The organism is Sporosarcina sp. GTC18466 (assembly GCF_055389225.1).
Genome location: NZ_AP044037.1, coordinates 1,432,937 through 1,450,348, shown reverse-complemented (window position 1 = coordinate 1,450,348; position 17,412 = coordinate 1,432,937). Strand labels below are relative to the sequence as shown.

Sequence of the window (17,412 nt, the reverse complement as noted above, 5' to 3'; positions counted from 1 at the left end):
GGCAGATGATCATAAGTCGATCTTGAGGGCATATATCAATATTACAGCGTCCTGCATTTGCCTTGTTGACACATGGAGGCGTTCAATACGATGGATCTGTTCCTCGAGCAGGAACTTGTCCAATTCAATATCGTCAGCAACGCGTATAGCAATTACAGTCATCTTTGTATAGCGGTGGGCGATTTTCAACAGCGCTTGATATAGCGTTGATTGAGCTCGACACCGCTAAGCAGCATGAACCGTACACACTGACCCTCGTATTCAGGGTGCAGTTGAACGTAGAGAATTCCTGCATCGGCCCTCGATGGATGGATTTGCCGATTCGTTCGTTCCCCTCGAAAATATGATCAGTTCTATGATTTGAAAGTGTACTCTATTTTTATAGTGAATCAGTGGAAGTGAAGACGAAATTGGGAGATATGAAACTCCTGAAAGACGTACAGATCATTATTGCTGTACCCGGCAACGAACACCCGGCGGGCAGTCTCGCCAGAAAGGAACATCGCCCATGACTTGGAAAGACAGAATGAACAGATGGCTGGTGAATGTACCAAAAACTGATCCCCTATATATCGAATTGCTTCAGTACCAAGCGAATGAGAAACGGATGGAAGATAGTTTCTATAAGGACCTTGAATTCGGCACAGGCGGCATGCGAGGCATCATCGGCCCAGGCACAAACCGGCTGAACGTCTACACTGTACGGAAAGCGGCTTACGGCATTGCTCGCTATATCGCAGAATACGGGGAGGAAGCGAAAGTCCGCGGACTCGTCATCGCTTGCGACTCACGCCATATGTCGTTCGAATTTGCACGCGAGATTGCGAAGACGGCAGGGGCCCAAGGGATCCAGATCTACCTGTTCGAAGGGATCCGGCCGACGCCTGTCCTTTCATTCGCCGTGCGTTACCTGAATGCGTTCGCGGGTGTCATGATCACGGCGAGCCATAACCCCCCTGAATATAACGGGCTGAAAGTATATGGGGAAGACGGTGCACAGCTCACGCCGGTTGCCGCGGATGAAGTGATCGGGCATATCGAGGAAGCAGGGGAGCCATGGAATATCAAAACGGCGACGCTTGACGAGCTGGAGAAAGACGAGCTGCTCACGTATATCCGGACAAATGTCGATACGGCGTATATCCAGGCGCTACAGTCCGTGCAGCAGCAGGAAGGCATGACGCATGATGACCTGTCCATCGTCTACACGGCGCTGCACGGGACGGGCACGAAGCTCATGCAAGCGGCGTTCGATACATACGGCTACACGGATGTGCAGTACGTCATCGAACAATGTTTCCCGGATCCGGACTTCTCGACGGTCAAATCGCCGAACCCGGAAGAGGCGGATGCATTCCGGCTTGCTATCCAGCATGGAGCACAGCGTAATACGGACATCCTCCTTGCGACAGACCCGGACGCGGACCGGCTCGGCGTCGCGGTGAATGACGGCAAGGGCGGCTATGCGCTGCTCACAGGCAACCAGGCAGGGGCTCTTATGCTTCATTACTTGCTGGAGCAGAAGGCAAGCAAAGGAGAACTTCCGGCTAACGGCGTCATGCTGAAAACGATCGTCACGACGGAACTTGCCCGGGCGATTGCGGATAAATACAGCGTTAAGACAATTGATACGTTAACCGGATTCAAATATATTGCTGAACGGATCGAAGAGTTCAGCAAGACGGGTGAACACACTTTCCTCTTTGGGTTCGAAGAGAGCTACGGCTACCTTATCAGCGACCTCGTCCGGGACAAAGACGCCATCCAGGCGGCACTGCTCGTCTCGGAAGCAGCTTCGACCTACAAGAAGCAAGGGAAGACGCTGCTGGATGTGCTGGAAGGGCTGTATGAGGAATTTGGCTATTATCAAGAAGCGACCAAGTTCATCACGATGGAAGGGAAAGACGGGGCGGAACAGATCGCGAGGATCATGGACGATTTCAGGCATGAACCCCTTACCTCTGTCAATGGTGTGGTAATCGTAGCGCTAGATGATTATTCGATTGGCGCTCGCATCAACCAGATGACGGGCGAGCGATACTCAATAGGACTGCCGCTTACGGACGCAGTGAAATATTGGCTAGAAGACGGCTCATCGATCTGCATACGGCCATCTGGAACGGAGCCAAAATGTAAGTTCTACTTCCAGGTGAAGGGCAAAACGGAATTAGAAGCAGAGCAGAAACTGAAGAGCGCGGTCGATTCGATCTTTAACCGGCTTGAAGTGAAGCACTAGGAGGGCGCAATATATAGAGATCAAGAGTATGGATAGCGATCAATCTGGCTTGGGCCTTGGCACATTACAGCCGTCCGGACTTACTACTCTAGCCACGTAGAGAAGAGGGACAACAGGGCTAAAAGAGAGCAAACTAAAAATTCGAGAAAATGAGCATTAAGAGGCAAAATGAAGATAAATATGGAGAAAAGGCGTCAAACTATCATTTTGAGATAAGCGAGTGCATGGAGATTCACTTTGAAGATAGACTTACTTCTGATATGATCAGCAAAACGTAAGAGATTGATCAATAAAGGAGGAAGCCATGACTGTAGATTTATTTGAGGTGGAGCTTGCGATTCATCACCTCGTGAAGCGCAATCGGTTCTATCATCGAACGCGGAGAGCCTTCCACGATGCGCTGCAGCGTGACCTGTTTGAGCTGGGAGCAAGTTTTGGCCTGGTTGCCGAAAAGGAATACCCTGTGAAGGAACCGCCTGGAAGGATTGATGTCGTCTGGCGTCACAAAAACGGAAAACTCGTGATGGCGTTTGAAATTGACAGTAGTCTGCGCAACAAATCAATAGCGAAGTTAGCTAACCTGCCATTTGATGTCGAGCGGGTCTGGGTCTGCTATTCAAAGAAGCTGGTCGATGTGAGGCGTTATGAACGGTTGATCAATGGAAGGGTCTTGAAATATGAAATTGTGTTTGAACGGAGGAAGAGGGGATAGATCTCGGATAACGCATGGTTCATACGAATACATTGGGAAGCCGCTCATATAAGAATGGCTTCCGTTTTCACTTAATGCTACACCATGTCACAGCATCCAATTATCAGGCAACGCAATCTCGTAGTCCTCTATTTCTGTTCATTAAGGAAATCAGATAAATACACTAGGTTGGATTCCGCATGCAGAAACCGCTCCTCTACCGTATTGAGCGGTTTCTGCATGCAAATAGACGTCTTCAAATAGTCGAGTGTGATCAATAGTAAGCAATAAAGCTCATTAAGAAGCAAGGAAGCCTTGCTAAGAAGCAATGACCCCGCAATATAAGCAACCGGACCAAGAAAGTAAGCAATGTGCCGGCAGAAGTAAGCAATCACGTGCCCAAAGTAAGCAATCGTGCGGCAAGCGAACTCCGCTCAACGCATGGTAAAGATGCCTGCGCAGAGCTGAATTCGGATACAACACAGGCACACTACAGACGAAGCCTAAAATAGCAAGATACAGTCCTCTTCTATTCGTCTGAAAAATGATACAATGAACATATCATATGATCAGAGACTGGAATCACGAAATCCAGATCATTAAAGAACAGAGGTGGCCTATGGCTGTTGTCAAATTGCAGTGTCCGAATTGCAGCGGCAAGCTCAAGTTTACGGAGGGGCAGGCGCTGACGTGTCCGTATTGCGGGACGGAACTGATCATCAAAGAGAATACGATCCACTATGTCGACCAGTCGGTTCACAATTATTATGGAGTGCCTGCGCCAGTGAGGCCCGCGCAGCGCCCCGTAACTTTTAAAGTTTTATGGCTGCTGCCAGTCGCGCTGATCGTCCTGTTCCTGTACGTGTTTGCCAACGTGTTGTACCCGACCGATCCGCTTCCTCAGCAGGAATCGACGGTCCGCGCGATGCCGGAAAGCGGCGTGCTGCTGTTTTTCCTGCGGGATATTTTTGATAAGGGGGCGGCCTTGCCGACCGAGGAGGAGATAGCTTCCATCCGTTACCTGGCTGTTCATCACGAGGAGGATCAGTGGCATCTGACGTATAGTTTTGATGATCCTTTTACAAATCGAGAGGCCGAGCTCATCGCATATACCGTGCAGGATAAGCTGCTTAATACAGAGCGCATCCCGCAAAAGGACTTCGAGGCATTCAGCGGGCTGACGGCGCTTCATTTGATGAATGAGTATGAGATTGACCGAAGTGACTGGGGCCGGCTGCGCTATGCAAAGGGGCTGAAGAGCTATAGAGGGTCCTTCAATGAATCGTTCAGCAGCCTCTCCACGTATTTTCAGGACAAAGCCGACGTTACAGAGCTGGCTGTGCAGATCCGCAGTGATGCCGAAATGGAGATGCTGAAAGGGTTTCCGAATCTGCAGTCCCTGGATCTGACCTATGTAGCGGATGACGTGACGAATATCCGTGTGCTGCAAGAATTGCCGCTGCAGTCGCTAACCCTTCATAATATGAATGAGATCGGGTGGCTTTCATCCATGACGAATCTCACGTCGCTCACTATAGAAAGAAGCAAGGCGACGGATGTGTCGGCACTCTTCGCGATGAGCAAATTGCAGGACTTGCGCCTTTTGTGGATGGAGAATTTAAAAACGATCGACTTTGTACAGAACATGCCGAACTTGCAGGCCTTTACGCTAGAGCGGACAGAGGTCACGGGACTGGAAAGCCTGCGCGATAAGAAGTCGCTGACCCGGCTGTCTCTGGTCGACAATCCACAACTCAAATCATTTGAGGTGGTTAATTCCTTGCCGTCGCTGTCCGAGCTCACGATGAAAGGAACCCGCAACAACACCAGCGGCAGTACCACGATTACAGCGCCGGCTGTCAAGAAAGCGGAAATCTCTGCCGGCATGTTGGATCATCTCGAGGCTCCTTCCTTGCAAGTGCTCACGGTTGAACAGTTTTCGGATGAGCTGGATGTTTCCAAGCTGACCCGCTATAAAAACCTCGAAAAGCTGACAGTGGCGGGTTCCGGCAACATGGTGAATGTTCTTTCTGTGAACGAACTGCCGCTTCTGGAAGACCTCGACATCGAAGGCTCCTATTTTTATGACGAAGCAGCGAACTTGTTTGCGTTGAAGCATGTCAAGACGCTCCGTTGTGCGGACTGTCAATTCATTTCAGATCCAGGCGAAAAGGTGGCGGAAAATCAGGCCCTCCAGCACCTGGTCTTGGAAACTTCCCAATTTCGCCTAAGGGGGGATGACTCTTCGGGGAACATGCAGGCAATGATGCCCTACTTGGCCGGACAGACTGCACTGAGGGAGTTTACGTTGCAGGATAATGCACTGCAATCCCTTGATTTCATGAAAAATTGGAAGCAGCTCGAAGTGTTGCATGTCGAAAACAGTGCAATCACCGACATCGGACCGCTGACCGCCCTGCCAAACCTGAAGAAGCTGTATATTCTAGGGAATCCTGTGCAGAATCAATCTGTCCTCGGGGACGGGGTGCTGGTGTATTAGGAAGCCTGTGCCAGGCTGAATTCAGACAAAACGACATAATTGCATACTGGCAGCCGGAAAACCGATCATCTTCTGGGATGAACGGTTTTTCGCTGTGTCGTTACCCATAGAGCTGAATTGTCATAAAGACGCCTTGCACAGATACCGCCACAAAATTTAAAAGGTCGACATCAGTTGTCCGTCTTCCCAAGCTGCAACCCCAACACCACATAAATATTAGCCCCCAGCCCGCCGAGCACCGGCTGGATGTAGTGCACCCGCTCGATCATCTCTAGCTTCTCCAGCTTCCGGATGGCGCGGCGGACGGTGGAAAGTGATTTTCCGGTCGCTTCAGCCATGGCGGTATGCGCCAGGTGGGCGGCGCCGTTTTGCAGCGAGTCGTCTTTGATTAGTTCTAGCACGGCGATGTCCGAGAGAGTGAGGCGGCGCCTGTGCCGGGTGAGATGGCTGCGCACGGCTGCCTCGAGTTCTGCCGGTGATGTAAAGTTTGAGTAGCTTTGAAGTGTCTGTTTCATTTTGATAGCCCCCTTTACCCTTTATATAGAGAGTTGCGAGGCAAAAGGATACAGGGAGCGAAAATATTTTTGATTTCTTATGAAACAGCGGTCAAAAGTAAGCAATAACCATCGTTAAGTAAGCAATCAAGCCGTAAAAAGAAGCAACGCAGCCGGAATATAAGCAACTAGGCCAGTAAAGTAAGCAATGCGCCGCCTGAAGTAAGCAATCACATGCTCAAAGTAAGCAATCAGGCTGCCGGCGAACTCCGGCCAACGCAAAAAAACTGTTTAGCCTCTGCCGACAGTTGGGTATGAAAGTATATACTCTTGTAAAATAGTGGAGGTGACCAACATGAGCGAAGTGATCGTAGAGTGTGAAGTCGAAAACTGCGTGTATAACGTGGCAGGCAAGCATTGCGGCGCGGAGAAAATTCAGATCATGAGCGAAGCCGGCAAAACAGCTTCTTCAAACGAAGAAACTGATTGCCAGACATTCGAGCGCATCACCCAATAATGCGAAAGTATGCGAAGGAGCAGCCCTAGCCCGGTTGCTCCTTTTCTCTTTGATAAAGAATATCATTCTCATTTAGCCAAGTCAACTCATAACCATCTTGGGAGTCCCCCTTCCATTAATCCACAATCCCGAACATCACCTCACCATGCCGCGCAAATAACAGCTTCCGCAGAACTCCCGAATAATAGCCTTGCAACCGCTGGATCGGCTTCTTTTTTGATGCAAGCAGGGTGATCACAAGCGCACGGTATGCCGGTTCCTCGAAGAAGTCCGCATCCCCTTCGTACACATGGGCGAACATGAATGTCTTTGAAACGGACAGATAGGCGCCGTAAAATTCCCTTGCCAGCTTGTCGCATCCGAGCATGCCGCTCAGCAAGCTCTTCATCTTCGTGAACAGACTTGTGGATAACCTGGACTCGTCCACAGGAGACGTATCTGTTAAGACCTTATGGGTTTTAGATTGAAAAGAGAAAGGTTCCGTCTTGGAATAAACCTCGCCAGCCCCGTCGCCATGCGGCTTTTCCTGGGGTCCCCGGGTGGTCATTTCCCCCTGGTCATCAGCAGGCAAAATGATATAGATGTTGGCGCCAGATCCGCTCAGCACAGGACGGATCGTCGCTGCCTTTTCAATGATGCCGAGCTTCTCCAGTTTGCGAAGGGCACGGCGGACGGTCGCGTTCGATTTCCCGACCGCCTTCTCGATGGTCTCTTGTTTCAAATGAGCAGCCAAGTATTTCACGGAATAGCGGCGGATCATGTCGAGCACCGCCAAGTCCGTTTTATTCAAATCCTGCCGATGCAGTGAAATCTGCTCATGCACCGCGTTGTCCATTTCCCGTACTGAATCAAATCGGGCGTGCTCCGCCAAGTAGTGTGTCATGTCCAAAATCCCCCTTTCCCTCTATATAGAAAGTGGGAGGTGAAACGGATACTCGGGTCATAAATTTCGCGCTTTAATTGTGAACAAATTGTGAAATAATATAATATATCTAATTACATAGACAAATATAAAAATAATGGCTACAATGGTAGATAACTAGCAGTATGGATGGATATGGACGGCAGTGACTTAGGAATGTAGTCATATACTATTTTTAGGTGAATTCTAATGAGTTCGGTTTAATGAGCAGAGGAGAAACTAAGTGCCTATAGAACTTTTACTTGTAAAGCGCTTTCATTTTTCAAATGGGAAGGGGGTGAGGGAATTGGGGTAGAAAGCTACATACGTTACATCCCAGGCGAGCTAGTGTCGTAGAGGACCTGCCAGCTCACCTAGGGAGATGGATTGGAGTGAACCAATCTAATTTTAGTATACTCTGTTCACTCCGAAAAAGTAAGAAGAATAATGATAATGGTAACGGAGGTCGGGGCATAATGATTTCGGGGAAAAGAAGCGTTCTGGACGGGAACGCAATGGTACTAACTTCTGTGTTCAGGCAAGGGTATTCCTTTACGAAAGTGATCGACCGCCATGGCACAATCGTGCTGGAGGGGACACCGGAAGACGTATTGGATGCCACACTTCGCCATTACGGATCCAGTTTGCGCGGGGCGAAGGAAGGGGCCCGCGCCATTCTTGGGAAAAAAGTCGAAATGCCGCCGATCGTTGTTAGCGAGAAACTGGATATCTACTATTTCCAGACAGCCTCCGCCACAAATGAGAGACGCATGTGGTTTGATTTTTATCATATTACGTATTTTGAAGCGAGCGGTGAAAACACCAAGGTTTGGCTTTCGGATGGCAGTTATGTCATAGCGGAAGTGTCCGTGCAGGTTTTCGAATTCAGATACAACCGTGTCTGCAGGCTTCGCAGTGAAATCCAAAAAAGGACGCGGCGCATGAAGGAGCAGGTCTTCGGTAAAGCGGAACCGGTTGAGGAGCCGGGTCGAAAGAGCTACCTGAATTATACGATCTTGATTAATAGGGATGACCCTAAAAAGAACGGAATGAAAGTGAACAAGATATAACTGGGAGTAACGGCCTGCCACGCGTTTGGGCAGGCTTTTTTTGTGTTTGATCGGCAAGCAAAATACTTCAGCTTTGGAGAAGCCGGCCAGCAGGAGCGGTAAAGCGGGCAGTGAACTTGGTCAAACCCCGCTAGGAACATGGGCTAAGCCGCGATTGGTTTCCCTTCTGGATGCGTTCTATGATGAATCCACCTAGGAATATGTCGCATCGTGCACGATCGGAAAGGCCGACCGATTGGAATTTGAAGAGTTGCTAGACCAGTATGAGCCGATGATTTCGGCGATGATCCGTAAGCTTCATATCTACCGGGACTTTGATCATTTCAGGCAGACGGGACGCGTTGCGCTATGGCAGGCGTGGCAAAGTTTTGATGAAGAGAAAGGGAACTTTACACCGTTCGCGTACCGATCGATCCGGGGAGCCATGCTGGATGAGTTAAAAAGGGAAACAGGGGCGGTGAAGCGATCAAGACCGACAAAAGATGAAGTGCTCCATAACCTTTCGGAAGACGGTGATTACCGGGCAGAGGCAAGTGACTATCTATTTTCTAATGTGCTTCAATTTCTGGAGATGCACGAAAGACAGCTGCTAGTATGGCTGTTTATCAACGAGTACAGCTACGCGGAATGCGCGAAGCGGATTGGGATTTCAGTGGCAGGGGTCAAGAAGAGAAGGGAGCGCATTTTGCTGAAATTAAGGGAGCTCATGATGGAATGGATGGAGTGATAGTCTGAGCAAGAACAAAGAAAAATTGAAAAGCCTTCCGCTCAGAAAGCTTTTCACCACGTTCAATGGTAAAGGATGCCGATATACCGCTCTGTCTCACGGATCGAGCGATGCCCAAGAAAATCCTGAAGGTCCTCCATATCCATACCGGCTTGATACAGATGGTTCGCCCGGCTGATCCGAAAGTGGTGGATGGACTGGAAGTCAGGGACAAGCTCGGGGGAATGCCGTTTGACTTTCCGTATATACACGCTCAAGACACGGCATAATTCCTGGCTGGACATCTTCTGCTCGCGGAAAAACAGGCAGTCTGCCGGAGACAGCTGTTTTTCTCTAATATGCTGGCTGACCGCCTCTGCCAGGAACCCGGGCAGCGAAATAGTCCGGGTGAGTCCTGATGACGACGATAGTTGTATGGACGGATGCTCTGTCAGGCGGACATCTTGCGCTTTTGCATTCAAGATTTCTGCCGCATGCGCCCCGGTCTCATACAGCAGGCTCATCAGCAAGAAGTGTTCTTTCTCCACTGGATCTGTTAGGCAGGGTTCATTCAGTACTTTCGCAATGACGTCAGGTGAAAAATAGTTATTGGTTTTGCCGAATATCATTTTTGTCCACTCCCTATCCTGCTTGATAGCTACAGGATGGGAAACACTATGAATTTATATACATGACAAGGAATTACTTGCATAGTCGATAAGCAGGAAAGCTACAAACAGAGAATACCCGCATACGCCCTTTCGGGTAGTATGCGGGTATTCTGATATTCGGCCGTCTGCGATGGATAACCTTCAATTAGGTATGGTGATAAAATCCCCTACTGGATCAATCGCCTTCTCTGATCCTTGTACATCAGCATTCACCTGTTTAATCGTTTGGATCAACGTGCTAATCGTTTCTGATTTAAACGTCTCAGGGGCGGATTCACCGGTAGGGTTCACCCATATGTATCTGTCCTTTTCGGCATCATATGTAAATCCATGGTCAACCAAGTATTGTTTCAGTGCATCTGTCACTTCATTCGTGCCTGTCACTCGTTTCCAATAGTCTGTCGTAGCGACATAGATCTCCACGTCATCCAGGCTGGATGAAATGACTAGCATATCCGTTGGTGTATCAATGATCAATGTACCTTTCGAATGGATGCCAAGCTGCATTCCTTCTACGCCAGAAATACCATCAAGATTGACACCGAAAATTTGATTGATGAGCACCCGGTGTTCAGCACCTGTTAAGGCAAAGTCATGCGCTGTCAAATAGGCATCCATAACTTTCACTTTTGGCAGAGACATGATTTCCGCATCCGTGTACTGCATCGATTTGCGAAGGGTTTCCATAATAGCAGGCGCATAGCTATTTAATTTATTCCCATAATTGTTTCTGGAAATATTGTCTAAATCCATGTCGAATATGGCCAAGACAGCCATACGTACTTCAATCCCTTTTACTGAAGTGCCAAATGACTTGAGGTATGTATCCATTACGTCGATTTTCCGCATGGATTCAATCTGATCATCCATTTCAACGGAGTGCTTAGGAACGCCTAGATCCGCGCGGACCGCTTGCATCACGTTTAGGGGGTACTTTGTTGAAAGGCTCTGTTTGCTCCGGGACTGGCCGTGCTTGGCCTTGCCCCATGCGGTATAAATAAAAAGAGCCAAACCCGTTACGAGTGTACCTGTGAGTAGTTTGGTTGTTGTTTTCAAAAGGATGACCTCCATGGATGTTAATGTTCAGGACAGGTACTTATGTTTCAGTTATGTATTTCAAATTGACTAAAAGTATGTATACGTATATAAGGATACCATATCTCGTTAACTTATAATAGATACCTAGCAACAGGCGTGTCGCCCATAGAATTCACAATCCCTACTCACACTTCTCTTCTCCCATGATATAATCACCGTATATAGCGGGAGGCGATATCACCCATGCAAAAATCACATATCATCTGGGGCAACTACCACCCGGAGACGGAGCTCTTGATCCAGGAGCTGCAGCAACATGTATTGGATTTGATCACTGTGGTGGATGAAGAGATGGAAAGCGGGACAATGAGGAAACTGGACGATGTCATCTATGCATCGGAGGAATATATTGAAACGATGCATCTTGACGGGGTGACGGAAATCCATTATGAGTACGTCCCGCCACTGAAACGAAATGACGGCCAGGCTTGGAAAGTGCGGTCCGTCAATGGGCTTGTGCATGAGTTCATGTGCAATAAACAACGCTGAATGGGATGAAAGCTTCGCGGAGAATCAGTTTCTCCGGGAGCTTTTTTTGATGGATTGAAAAAATATTTTTACAGCATGTATCCTTTTGGCCTCCAGAACTCTATATAGAGGGTGAAAGGAGGTGGACGAACATGACAACACTCGAATTCAAAGGGGCGGTCGGCAAGGTGTACTTTGACGGCGGCCTGACGGAAGACGGCAAGATGATCCGCAAGGCGAAGACGTACCGAAACGTTGCGCAGCAGGCGACGGCAGACGGATTGTACGCTGCCCTTCAATCGCTCGCACTGCTGTCCGAGCGACCGTTTCTGCAAGCGGAAAAGGTGGAGACGGCGGAATTGGTGAACTGACCGGAATAACGCAACCAAAAAGGAAAGGGAGGATGACAAATGGCAAAAGTATTGGAATTGACGTTTGAGACGGAGGCGGGGAAGAAGACGACGCTCACCGTCGACGAGCCGCGCACTGATCTAAGTAGCGGTGACGTACAAGGGGCGATGGAGCAGATCATCGCGTCAGGGGCATTTGAGATCGAAGCCTCGCCGCTCGCTGTCATGAAAAGCGCACGCATCGTCGAGCGCAATGTGACTGACTTCGTGATGTCGTAACATAAATGGGCCCGCCAGCAATCAGCTGGCGGGCTATTTTTAACAGGAGAGGAGGGGGGCAGGTGGATATGTGGCTTGAGCTCATCCAGCAGATCGGATTCCCGATCTTTGTGTCGTTCTACTTATTGCATCGGCTTGAAGTGAAGCTGGAGGCGATCCATGATGTGCTTGTGAACTTGAAGATGGAATCGTAAATGGAATGCCAGGTAAGGACGTGTCCGGTTTTGTTCCGGGCGGGCCAAGCCTGGCATATTTTAATGTGGATGAAAAGACGGGCCGCAGATCAAGTCAGCATGGTTGGATGCTTGCAAAAGAGAGGTCCGATTAATCGGAAGACCACTTTTACATCGAGTGTTTCATCACACTGTCCGGTGAATCCGGATTCGATTCCATCGACATACCGCGCCATCTTTCCGTCCCATTGCAGTGATCTGGCTTTATCCGCCGTCCAGTCGGGCTGGGCGATTGAAAACTCATTTCCCGTATTCTTATATTGCGTCCAAATTGCGAGTTGTTTCATGACGTTATATGCCTGCAGCCATACGCCAGGGGATGCCTGTTGCTTAAATCTGCTGAAATCTATGATGAAAGAGAAGCCGGGCTGATGTGGGTGGCGGCATTCACGTACTGGTGTCGTTTCTTCTGTCCAGCCGATATGGAAGCTGAGCGGGATGCCGCAATTCGTCTGGATATCGATCCGGAAGCTGTCAATCCCGCTCGTGAATTTGCCGTTCCACCCGATTGCAGCAAGGTGAGAAAGGACAGTCGCATATTGCGGGATCACCGGTTCTGGCAGTAACAACGGAATCGTATCGGGGCGTGGCACGATCTCTTTTTTTCGATCCAGCCAATAAGACCACGTGCCGAGTTGCCAGTCGCGAGCTATTTCCTCTTTCGTAAAGGGCAACCGCGAATTCATATGGACCTTCACCTTGTTATCATGGAAGACGATAAAAGCCTTTTGCTGGCTTTCCGCACGGCCATTCCAAATGGACCTGTCCAGTTTGGTCCCTAGTATGCAATGGATGACATCACCACTTGCGATTTTTTCCATTGTTTTTCCGTAAAGGATTTGACCATCCATATATTTCTTGCCTATGTACATAGCCCACAGTCCGAATGAATCAATTAGGCCGCTTGGGGCGTCTTGGAGAAAAGGGGGCAGCGGCAATCCTGGCTGTTTTCCAAGTACATAAGGTCTCGCAGCCAAGACGATTTCCTGCTCTGTCATCTCACGCAGCCTGCTCTTATAGCCGTTTATCTCATTCCAGACAGACGAATGATGATTCGCCTGGATCAGCCAGACATTTCCGGCTGAATCAGTTCCAAGCAGGTGCAGAACGCTCTGCTTCTCAAAATCATCGTTGCCAAAAAGGAATATACAATGTCCCCATATGAAAAGCCGCCTCTTTTTCATATCAATCGTAAGTGGATTCTCGAATGTGAACGAAAGAAAATCATTGACTAGCTGTCTGTTCTCTGGGTCTGGTACTAGTGACACTGTTTTGCACCCTCCTTGTATTATTTCTATAGTACCACTTTATAGTCTCATATAACCATACATCTTAGAAATATTATAGTGAAAAATTAATTGCAGATAAGAAAGCGAATGCAAAAAGTCCTCCCGGAAGAAAATTCCTAGGAGGACTTCTTGCAATCTATTTGGTTCAGTAAGAACTGTGTTCAACAGTAAACGTAACACAGTTGCCGGCAGCGTCTTTCACGAGAACGCTCAATTTTCCCGCATCTGTTGGGGCTGCTTCAAAGGAGAAGGTTCCGTCTTGCTCAAGTTTGATTGGCGCAGCCGGCCCCTCTTCTCCATCTCGCGTAAACACGCAAGAAGCCTTCAGTTTTTCATTCACATCGAACTCTTCGCCGATTTCAGCGAGGGCTTTATTGTATTCCACATACGCATCCGTCACTTGCCCCGAAACCGTCGTCCCGCCAGGGGAGGCGGTTATGGCAGGCGGCGTCGATTTGACGAAGACCGGCCCGATGCTTGCGGTGAGCGGCTCGCCGGTCGCCATGCCTGTGAAGTCGATGGAATAGATGCCGTCTGGCAGTACAGCGGCTTCGTTCGTCCAGCTCGATGTATAGTGGCGCTGCACCGGGAATTTATGGGAGCCGAGGCTGATGCCGTTGTCGTAGAACAGGCTGTCGATCGGCGCCTTCGTCAAGTAGTCGGTGATCTCAAGGGACGGGTAGGACAGATCGCTTGTGATTGCCAGCGTCACTTCTTCTTTAGCTGATTCATCCGCAAAGGAGATGTCCTTTTGAGTGATATGGAACGTTTCGATCGCCGGGACGACGGTCGCGCCGTTGCTGAAATCAGCTGCGAAAGGAAGCGAAACATCGGTAGTGCGCTCTTCATTCAGGATATGGAGGTAGCCTAGAATTTCGTCCCGGTATTTCGGATTTGTATGTTTTGACGCGGTCAGTGTCACTTCGAGCAGCTGCTCGCCGTGTAGCGTAAAGGATGCCGGCTCGACGGTCAGCTTCGTTTCCCTGAAAGGTTGCGTAACGTCAATCGTCACGTCGTATATGCCGTTGTTCCCTGTCAGGTCTTTCACGATGACGTGTTTCGTAATCGTGATGTCTTCATCCAAAGCAACCGCTCCGAACGTGATTGCGCCTTTCCGGTTTTGGACGATCTTGCCTTCGCCATTGGCATCCACTTCTTCAGTGGAGTAGGCAAGGATCGGCGTATGGACCGCTTCGTACGGCCTGATGCGACCGGCTCCTTGGTCGAAGACGTTATAGACGCCCGTTTCAAGTACCTTGGCGTTGTTTGTCATAGCCACTTTGATATCGAGCGGCGACCAGTCGGGGTGAGCTTGCTTCATAAGAGCGGCGACACCTGTCACGTAAGGGGCTGCCTGTGATGTCCCCGTTTCGTGTTTGTATGCGTCCGGGTAGGCATCCGCTTTTCCGTAACCAGGCATCGTCGATAGAACCTCCGTACCGGGAGCGACAATGTCCGGCTTGATGTCAAAGTTCGGCCGTGAGGGACCTCGGGAACTGGAGCTGTCGATTTCGTCCGTGATCGTCGAGTTTCCGACCGCGATGCCGAGTCTCGACGTGCCGGGGGACCGGACAGATCCTCGGACTGAGCCAGTATTTCCCGCAGTGCTGACGACGACGCATCCCGAAAGGATCGCATGATTGACGGCGATGGCGAGCGCATGGTTCTCGAGGTCGCTGCTGTCGCTGAGGGACAGGTTAAGGATGTCCATCTTCCGGTCGACCGCCTCCTCGATGCCTTTCAGGATGGTCGAAACGCTGCCTGACAGGTACGCACCGAATATACGGAAAGCGTACAGATCGACCTTTGGCGCGACGCCTTTAACGCCGTTGTCATGTTTTCCCGCAATGATCCCTGCAATATGGGTGCCGTGATACGTCTCAAAACGCGTGCCGGATGCTGCAGCTTTTTCCGGTGCTCCTTCCGCCCGTTCGTCCGGCGACGTCTCGCGCGGATCATCAAATGCCCGGTCCTGCGTATAGATATCCCGGTCCGACTGATCCACGAGATTCCACCCGCCCCGGTACGCATGCTTGATGTCGGGGTGATCCGGATCGATGCCGGAATCGAGGACGGCGACCTTGACGCCCGATCCGTCGATCCCTTCCGCCCAGAGAGCCTGCACTTCCTGGTAGACAGGGTCAATCGCGTTCTCAGCGTCCTCTTTATCTGTATCCGGCAGCCCGGCAGCCATGACTTTGCCGTCAGGTTCGACCATGCGGACATCTGCCAGCGCCTCAAGTTTCGCAAAATCCCCGCATGGAACGGTCGCTGCTATTGCGTTTAGCACGGTTTTATACATATGTATGTTTTTCAGCTGGATGCCGAGATTCTCAGCTTCGCGCAGAAAACGCTGCTGCTGCAAGTGGACGGCGTGACGGGCTTGCCCTGCGCCAGGTCGTCTCGATGCCGCGGCTGGTTCTTCGGTCAAATGGATGATCATATTCATTTCTTCCGGTGCCTGTTTACTGTTTTGCATGACGTGTTCTCCTTTAGAGTCCCGTAGTTTATTCTTCAAGTAAACATACTAATTATTACATCTTACTTCAATAGGTGAGGGCAATTGTGGCAGGTTTTATGTCAGAATAGGTTGCCAGTGCAAGTAATTTTGATGAGAATTAGGAAAAGGTGCCTACTTTCATAGTGAAACTGTCGAAAAGTTAATTAGTATTGTCGATTAGGGTCGGAAAAATTAGATATTTATTCCTGTGTGGACTATAGAAAAGTTTACGCTGTATTTGTATAATGGAAGCATATTGGGACAAGTTTCCAACAAGGTATGGAGTCTGGATAGGAGGGGATCCGGTGAAGCGGTGGTGGGGGAAATGGGTGTGCAAATATAGAGGATATCATCGCATTGATTATTATTCGAACACTTGTCAGCGTTGCGGCTATGTGAGGAAGAAACAATAGAAATAGGAGATGGGGAGAAATGGAATGCGAGCGTGGAAGACGGAAGAAAATATAGAAATCATTTTTGATGAGACAGAAAACCACCGTTTCAAGTTGACATGCAGCTGGAATGACGACTTGCCGAATTGCTTGTATATCATGTTGAATCCAAGCAGTGCCGATGCAGAGACATGCGATCGGACCATTGATAAATGCATTTCATTGGCCAAGAATCAATTTTTTGGATCCATAACGATCGTAAACCTATTCTCCTGCCGATCGTCAAACCCGCAAGAGCTTTTGACGGCAGCAGAAAGAAGCAGACCCGAGAATCTGGAGTATGTCCGACAAGCGATTGAAGAGGCCGATACCATCGTGGCTGCCTGGGGGAGCAGGGCGTCTGGTTTAACGGCATATTGCCGGTACTTCATCACATCCACCTATTGGACAAGGACCTGTACTGCGTCGGCATTACCCGGTATGGCTGGCCGCGGCATCCGTTATTTGTGCCGAACACGACTTTGTTTGAGGCGTATGATTATGGCAAAGGTGCGTTGAAACGGCATGTAGGTGTTTGAAAACATACTATTAGAGATGGCCGGTCGCTGGGAAGGGGCGATTGGCTTTTTGAAGTTTATCCCTTTATCTATAGGTCTCTTTATTTTATTTAAGTTTTTGAGAAGCCGGTTCATGATTAATGAGTAGGGGGACAGAAAATGGAGTTTATCACTTACCTGCAAGAGAGACACCGTTTCGTGAATGGTGCTAAACCGATTGGAGAAGTATCGGCACGCCAATACAATAACAGGCTTGAAAACCTAGTGAAGAAAAATATTTATGCATTTGAAAGTAAGATAGATGATCAAATTAAAAAGAAGATTAATACTGCTTACGCTAACAGGACGAATGAGTATGAAAGAACCCTATCGTATTACTTAGAATATAGAAGTCATCTTCTACAACTCAATAAGCTATAACCCGCATGGACCCTGCTGTGAAAAGCTTAGGGTCTTTTTC

General features: G+C 49.3%; 18 protein-coding genes. 12 read left to right on the top strand and 6 right to left on the bottom strand.

Translation table 11 applies throughout. The features are described from left to right. The first annotated feature begins 508 nt into the window (after window positions 1-508). From ACZ5FK_RS07025 to ACZ5FK_RS07015, 3 genes are all read left to right on the top strand, one after another. A complete protein-coding gene (locus tag ACZ5FK_RS07025) occupies window positions 509-2,236 on the top strand; it encodes a phospho-sugar mutase (RefSeq protein WP_464807183.1) in 1,728 nt (575 codons plus the stop codon). 304 nt (window positions 2,237-2,540) lie between these two features. After that, entirely contained in the window at window positions 2,541-2,948 is a 408-nt protein-coding gene (locus ACZ5FK_RS07020) for a hypothetical protein (protein ID WP_464807182.1), read from the top strand. A 598-nt stretch (window positions 2,949-3,546) separates the two neighbouring features. Beyond that, window positions 3,547-5,427, top strand: a complete 1,881-nt coding sequence (locus ACZ5FK_RS07015; protein WP_464807181.1) for a leucine-rich repeat domain-containing protein — start codon at window positions 3,547-3,549, stop codon at window positions 5,425-5,427. Window positions 5,428-5,597: 170 nt separating this feature from the next. On the opposite strand, the gene ACZ5FK_RS07010 is transcribed toward ACZ5FK_RS07015, so the two are convergent. Continuing rightward, complete coding sequence (locus tag ACZ5FK_RS07010) at window positions 5,598-5,942, bottom strand: winged helix-turn-helix transcriptional regulator (protein WP_464807180.1); 345 nt, start codon at window positions 5,940-5,942, stop codon at window positions 5,598-5,600. A gap of 334 nt (window positions 5,943-6,276) precedes the next feature. Here ACZ5FK_RS07010 and ACZ5FK_RS07005 point away from each other — a divergent pair, with 334 nt between their 5' ends. Continuing rightward, a complete protein-coding gene (locus tag ACZ5FK_RS07005; RefSeq protein WP_464807179.1) occupies window positions 6,277-6,438 on the top strand; it encodes a DUF1540 domain-containing protein in 162 nt (53 codons plus the stop codon). Between the two features lie 115 nt (window positions 6,439-6,553). On the opposite strand, the gene ACZ5FK_RS07000 is transcribed toward ACZ5FK_RS07005, so the two are convergent. After that, window positions 6,554-7,321, bottom strand: a complete 768-nt coding sequence (locus tag ACZ5FK_RS07000) for a helix-turn-helix domain-containing protein (protein ID WP_464807178.1) — start codon at window positions 7,319-7,321, stop codon at window positions 6,554-6,556. Between the two features lie 494 nt (window positions 7,322-7,815). On the opposite strand from ACZ5FK_RS07000, the gene ACZ5FK_RS06995 reads away from it, so the two are divergent. Together ACZ5FK_RS06995 and ACZ5FK_RS06990 are read left to right on the top strand one after the other, a co-directional pair. Continuing rightward, window positions 7,816-8,409: a competence protein ComK gene (locus tag ACZ5FK_RS06995; protein WP_464807177.1), complete on the top strand. Its 594-nt coding sequence runs from the start codon at window positions 7,816-7,818 to the stop codon at window positions 8,407-8,409. 235 nt (window positions 8,410-8,644) lie between these two features. Beyond that, on the top strand, window positions 8,645-9,136 hold the full coding sequence (locus tag ACZ5FK_RS06990; protein WP_464807176.1) for a sigma-70 family RNA polymerase sigma factor: 492 nt from the start codon (window positions 8,645-8,647) through the stop codon (window positions 9,134-9,136). A gap of 62 nt (window positions 9,137-9,198) precedes the next feature. Here the strand turns inward: ACZ5FK_RS06990 and ACZ5FK_RS06985 are convergent, their stop codons facing one another. Both ACZ5FK_RS06985 and ACZ5FK_RS06980 read right to left on the bottom strand, forming a co-directional pair. Beyond that, a complete protein-coding gene (locus ACZ5FK_RS06985) occupies window positions 9,199-9,744 on the bottom strand; it encodes a tyrosine-type recombinase/integrase (protein WP_464807175.1) in 546 nt (181 codons plus the stop codon). A gap of 183 nt (window positions 9,745-9,927) precedes the next feature. Beyond that, window positions 9,928-10,842, bottom strand: coding sequence for a hypothetical protein (locus ACZ5FK_RS06980; RefSeq protein WP_464807174.1), 915 nt, complete (start codon window positions 10,840-10,842; stop codon window positions 9,928-9,930). A gap of 225 nt (window positions 10,843-11,067) precedes the next feature. Between ACZ5FK_RS06980 and ACZ5FK_RS06975 the strand changes: the two genes are divergently transcribed. The 4 genes from ACZ5FK_RS06975 to ACZ5FK_RS06960 all read left to right on the top strand — a co-directional run bounded on the left by ACZ5FK_RS06975 (window position 11,068) and on the right by ACZ5FK_RS06960 (window position 12,175). Continuing rightward, a complete protein-coding gene (locus ACZ5FK_RS06975; RefSeq protein WP_464807173.1) occupies window positions 11,068-11,373 on the top strand; it encodes a hypothetical protein in 306 nt (101 codons plus the stop codon). Between the two features lie 131 nt (window positions 11,374-11,504). Beyond that, window positions 11,505-11,723: a DUF1659 domain-containing protein gene (locus tag ACZ5FK_RS06970; protein WP_464807172.1), complete on the top strand. Its 219-nt coding sequence runs from the start codon at window positions 11,505-11,507 to the stop codon at window positions 11,721-11,723. Window positions 11,724-11,762: 39 nt separating this feature from the next. Beyond that, window positions 11,763-11,981 (top strand): DUF2922 domain-containing protein, encoded by a 219-nt coding sequence (locus ACZ5FK_RS06965; protein WP_464807171.1) that lies wholly within the window; start codon window positions 11,763-11,765, stop codon window positions 11,979-11,981. A 68-nt stretch (window positions 11,982-12,049) separates the two neighbouring features. Further along, window positions 12,050-12,175: a YvrJ family protein gene (locus ACZ5FK_RS06960; RefSeq protein ID WP_464807392.1), complete on the top strand. Its 126-nt coding sequence runs from the start codon at window positions 12,050-12,052 to the stop codon at window positions 12,173-12,175. Window positions 12,176-12,264: 89 nt separating this feature from the next. On the opposite strand, the gene ACZ5FK_RS06955 is transcribed toward ACZ5FK_RS06960, so the two are convergent. Next, window positions 12,265-13,482 carry a hypothetical protein gene (locus ACZ5FK_RS06955; protein WP_464807170.1) on the bottom strand — a complete coding sequence of 406 codons (1,218 nt, stop codon included), beginning with the start codon at window positions 13,480-13,482 and terminating at the stop codon, window positions 12,265-12,267. A 166-nt stretch (window positions 13,483-13,648) separates the two neighbouring features. Next, window positions 13,649-15,982, bottom strand: coding sequence for a S8 family peptidase (locus ACZ5FK_RS06950; protein ID WP_464807169.1), 2,334 nt, complete (start codon window positions 15,980-15,982; stop codon window positions 13,649-13,651). A 443-nt stretch (window positions 15,983-16,425) separates the two neighbouring features. On the opposite strand from ACZ5FK_RS06950, the gene ACZ5FK_RS06945 reads away from it, so the two are divergent. Continuing rightward, entirely contained in the window at window positions 16,426-16,953 is a 528-nt protein-coding gene (locus ACZ5FK_RS06945; protein ID WP_464807168.1) for a DUF1643 domain-containing protein, read from the top strand. A 158-nt stretch (window positions 16,954-17,111) separates the two neighbouring features. Then, window positions 17,112-17,372 (top strand): hypothetical protein, encoded by a 261-nt coding sequence (locus tag ACZ5FK_RS06940; protein WP_464807167.1) that lies wholly within the window; start codon window positions 17,112-17,114, stop codon window positions 17,370-17,372. Window positions 17,373-17,412 lie beyond the last annotated feature (40 nt).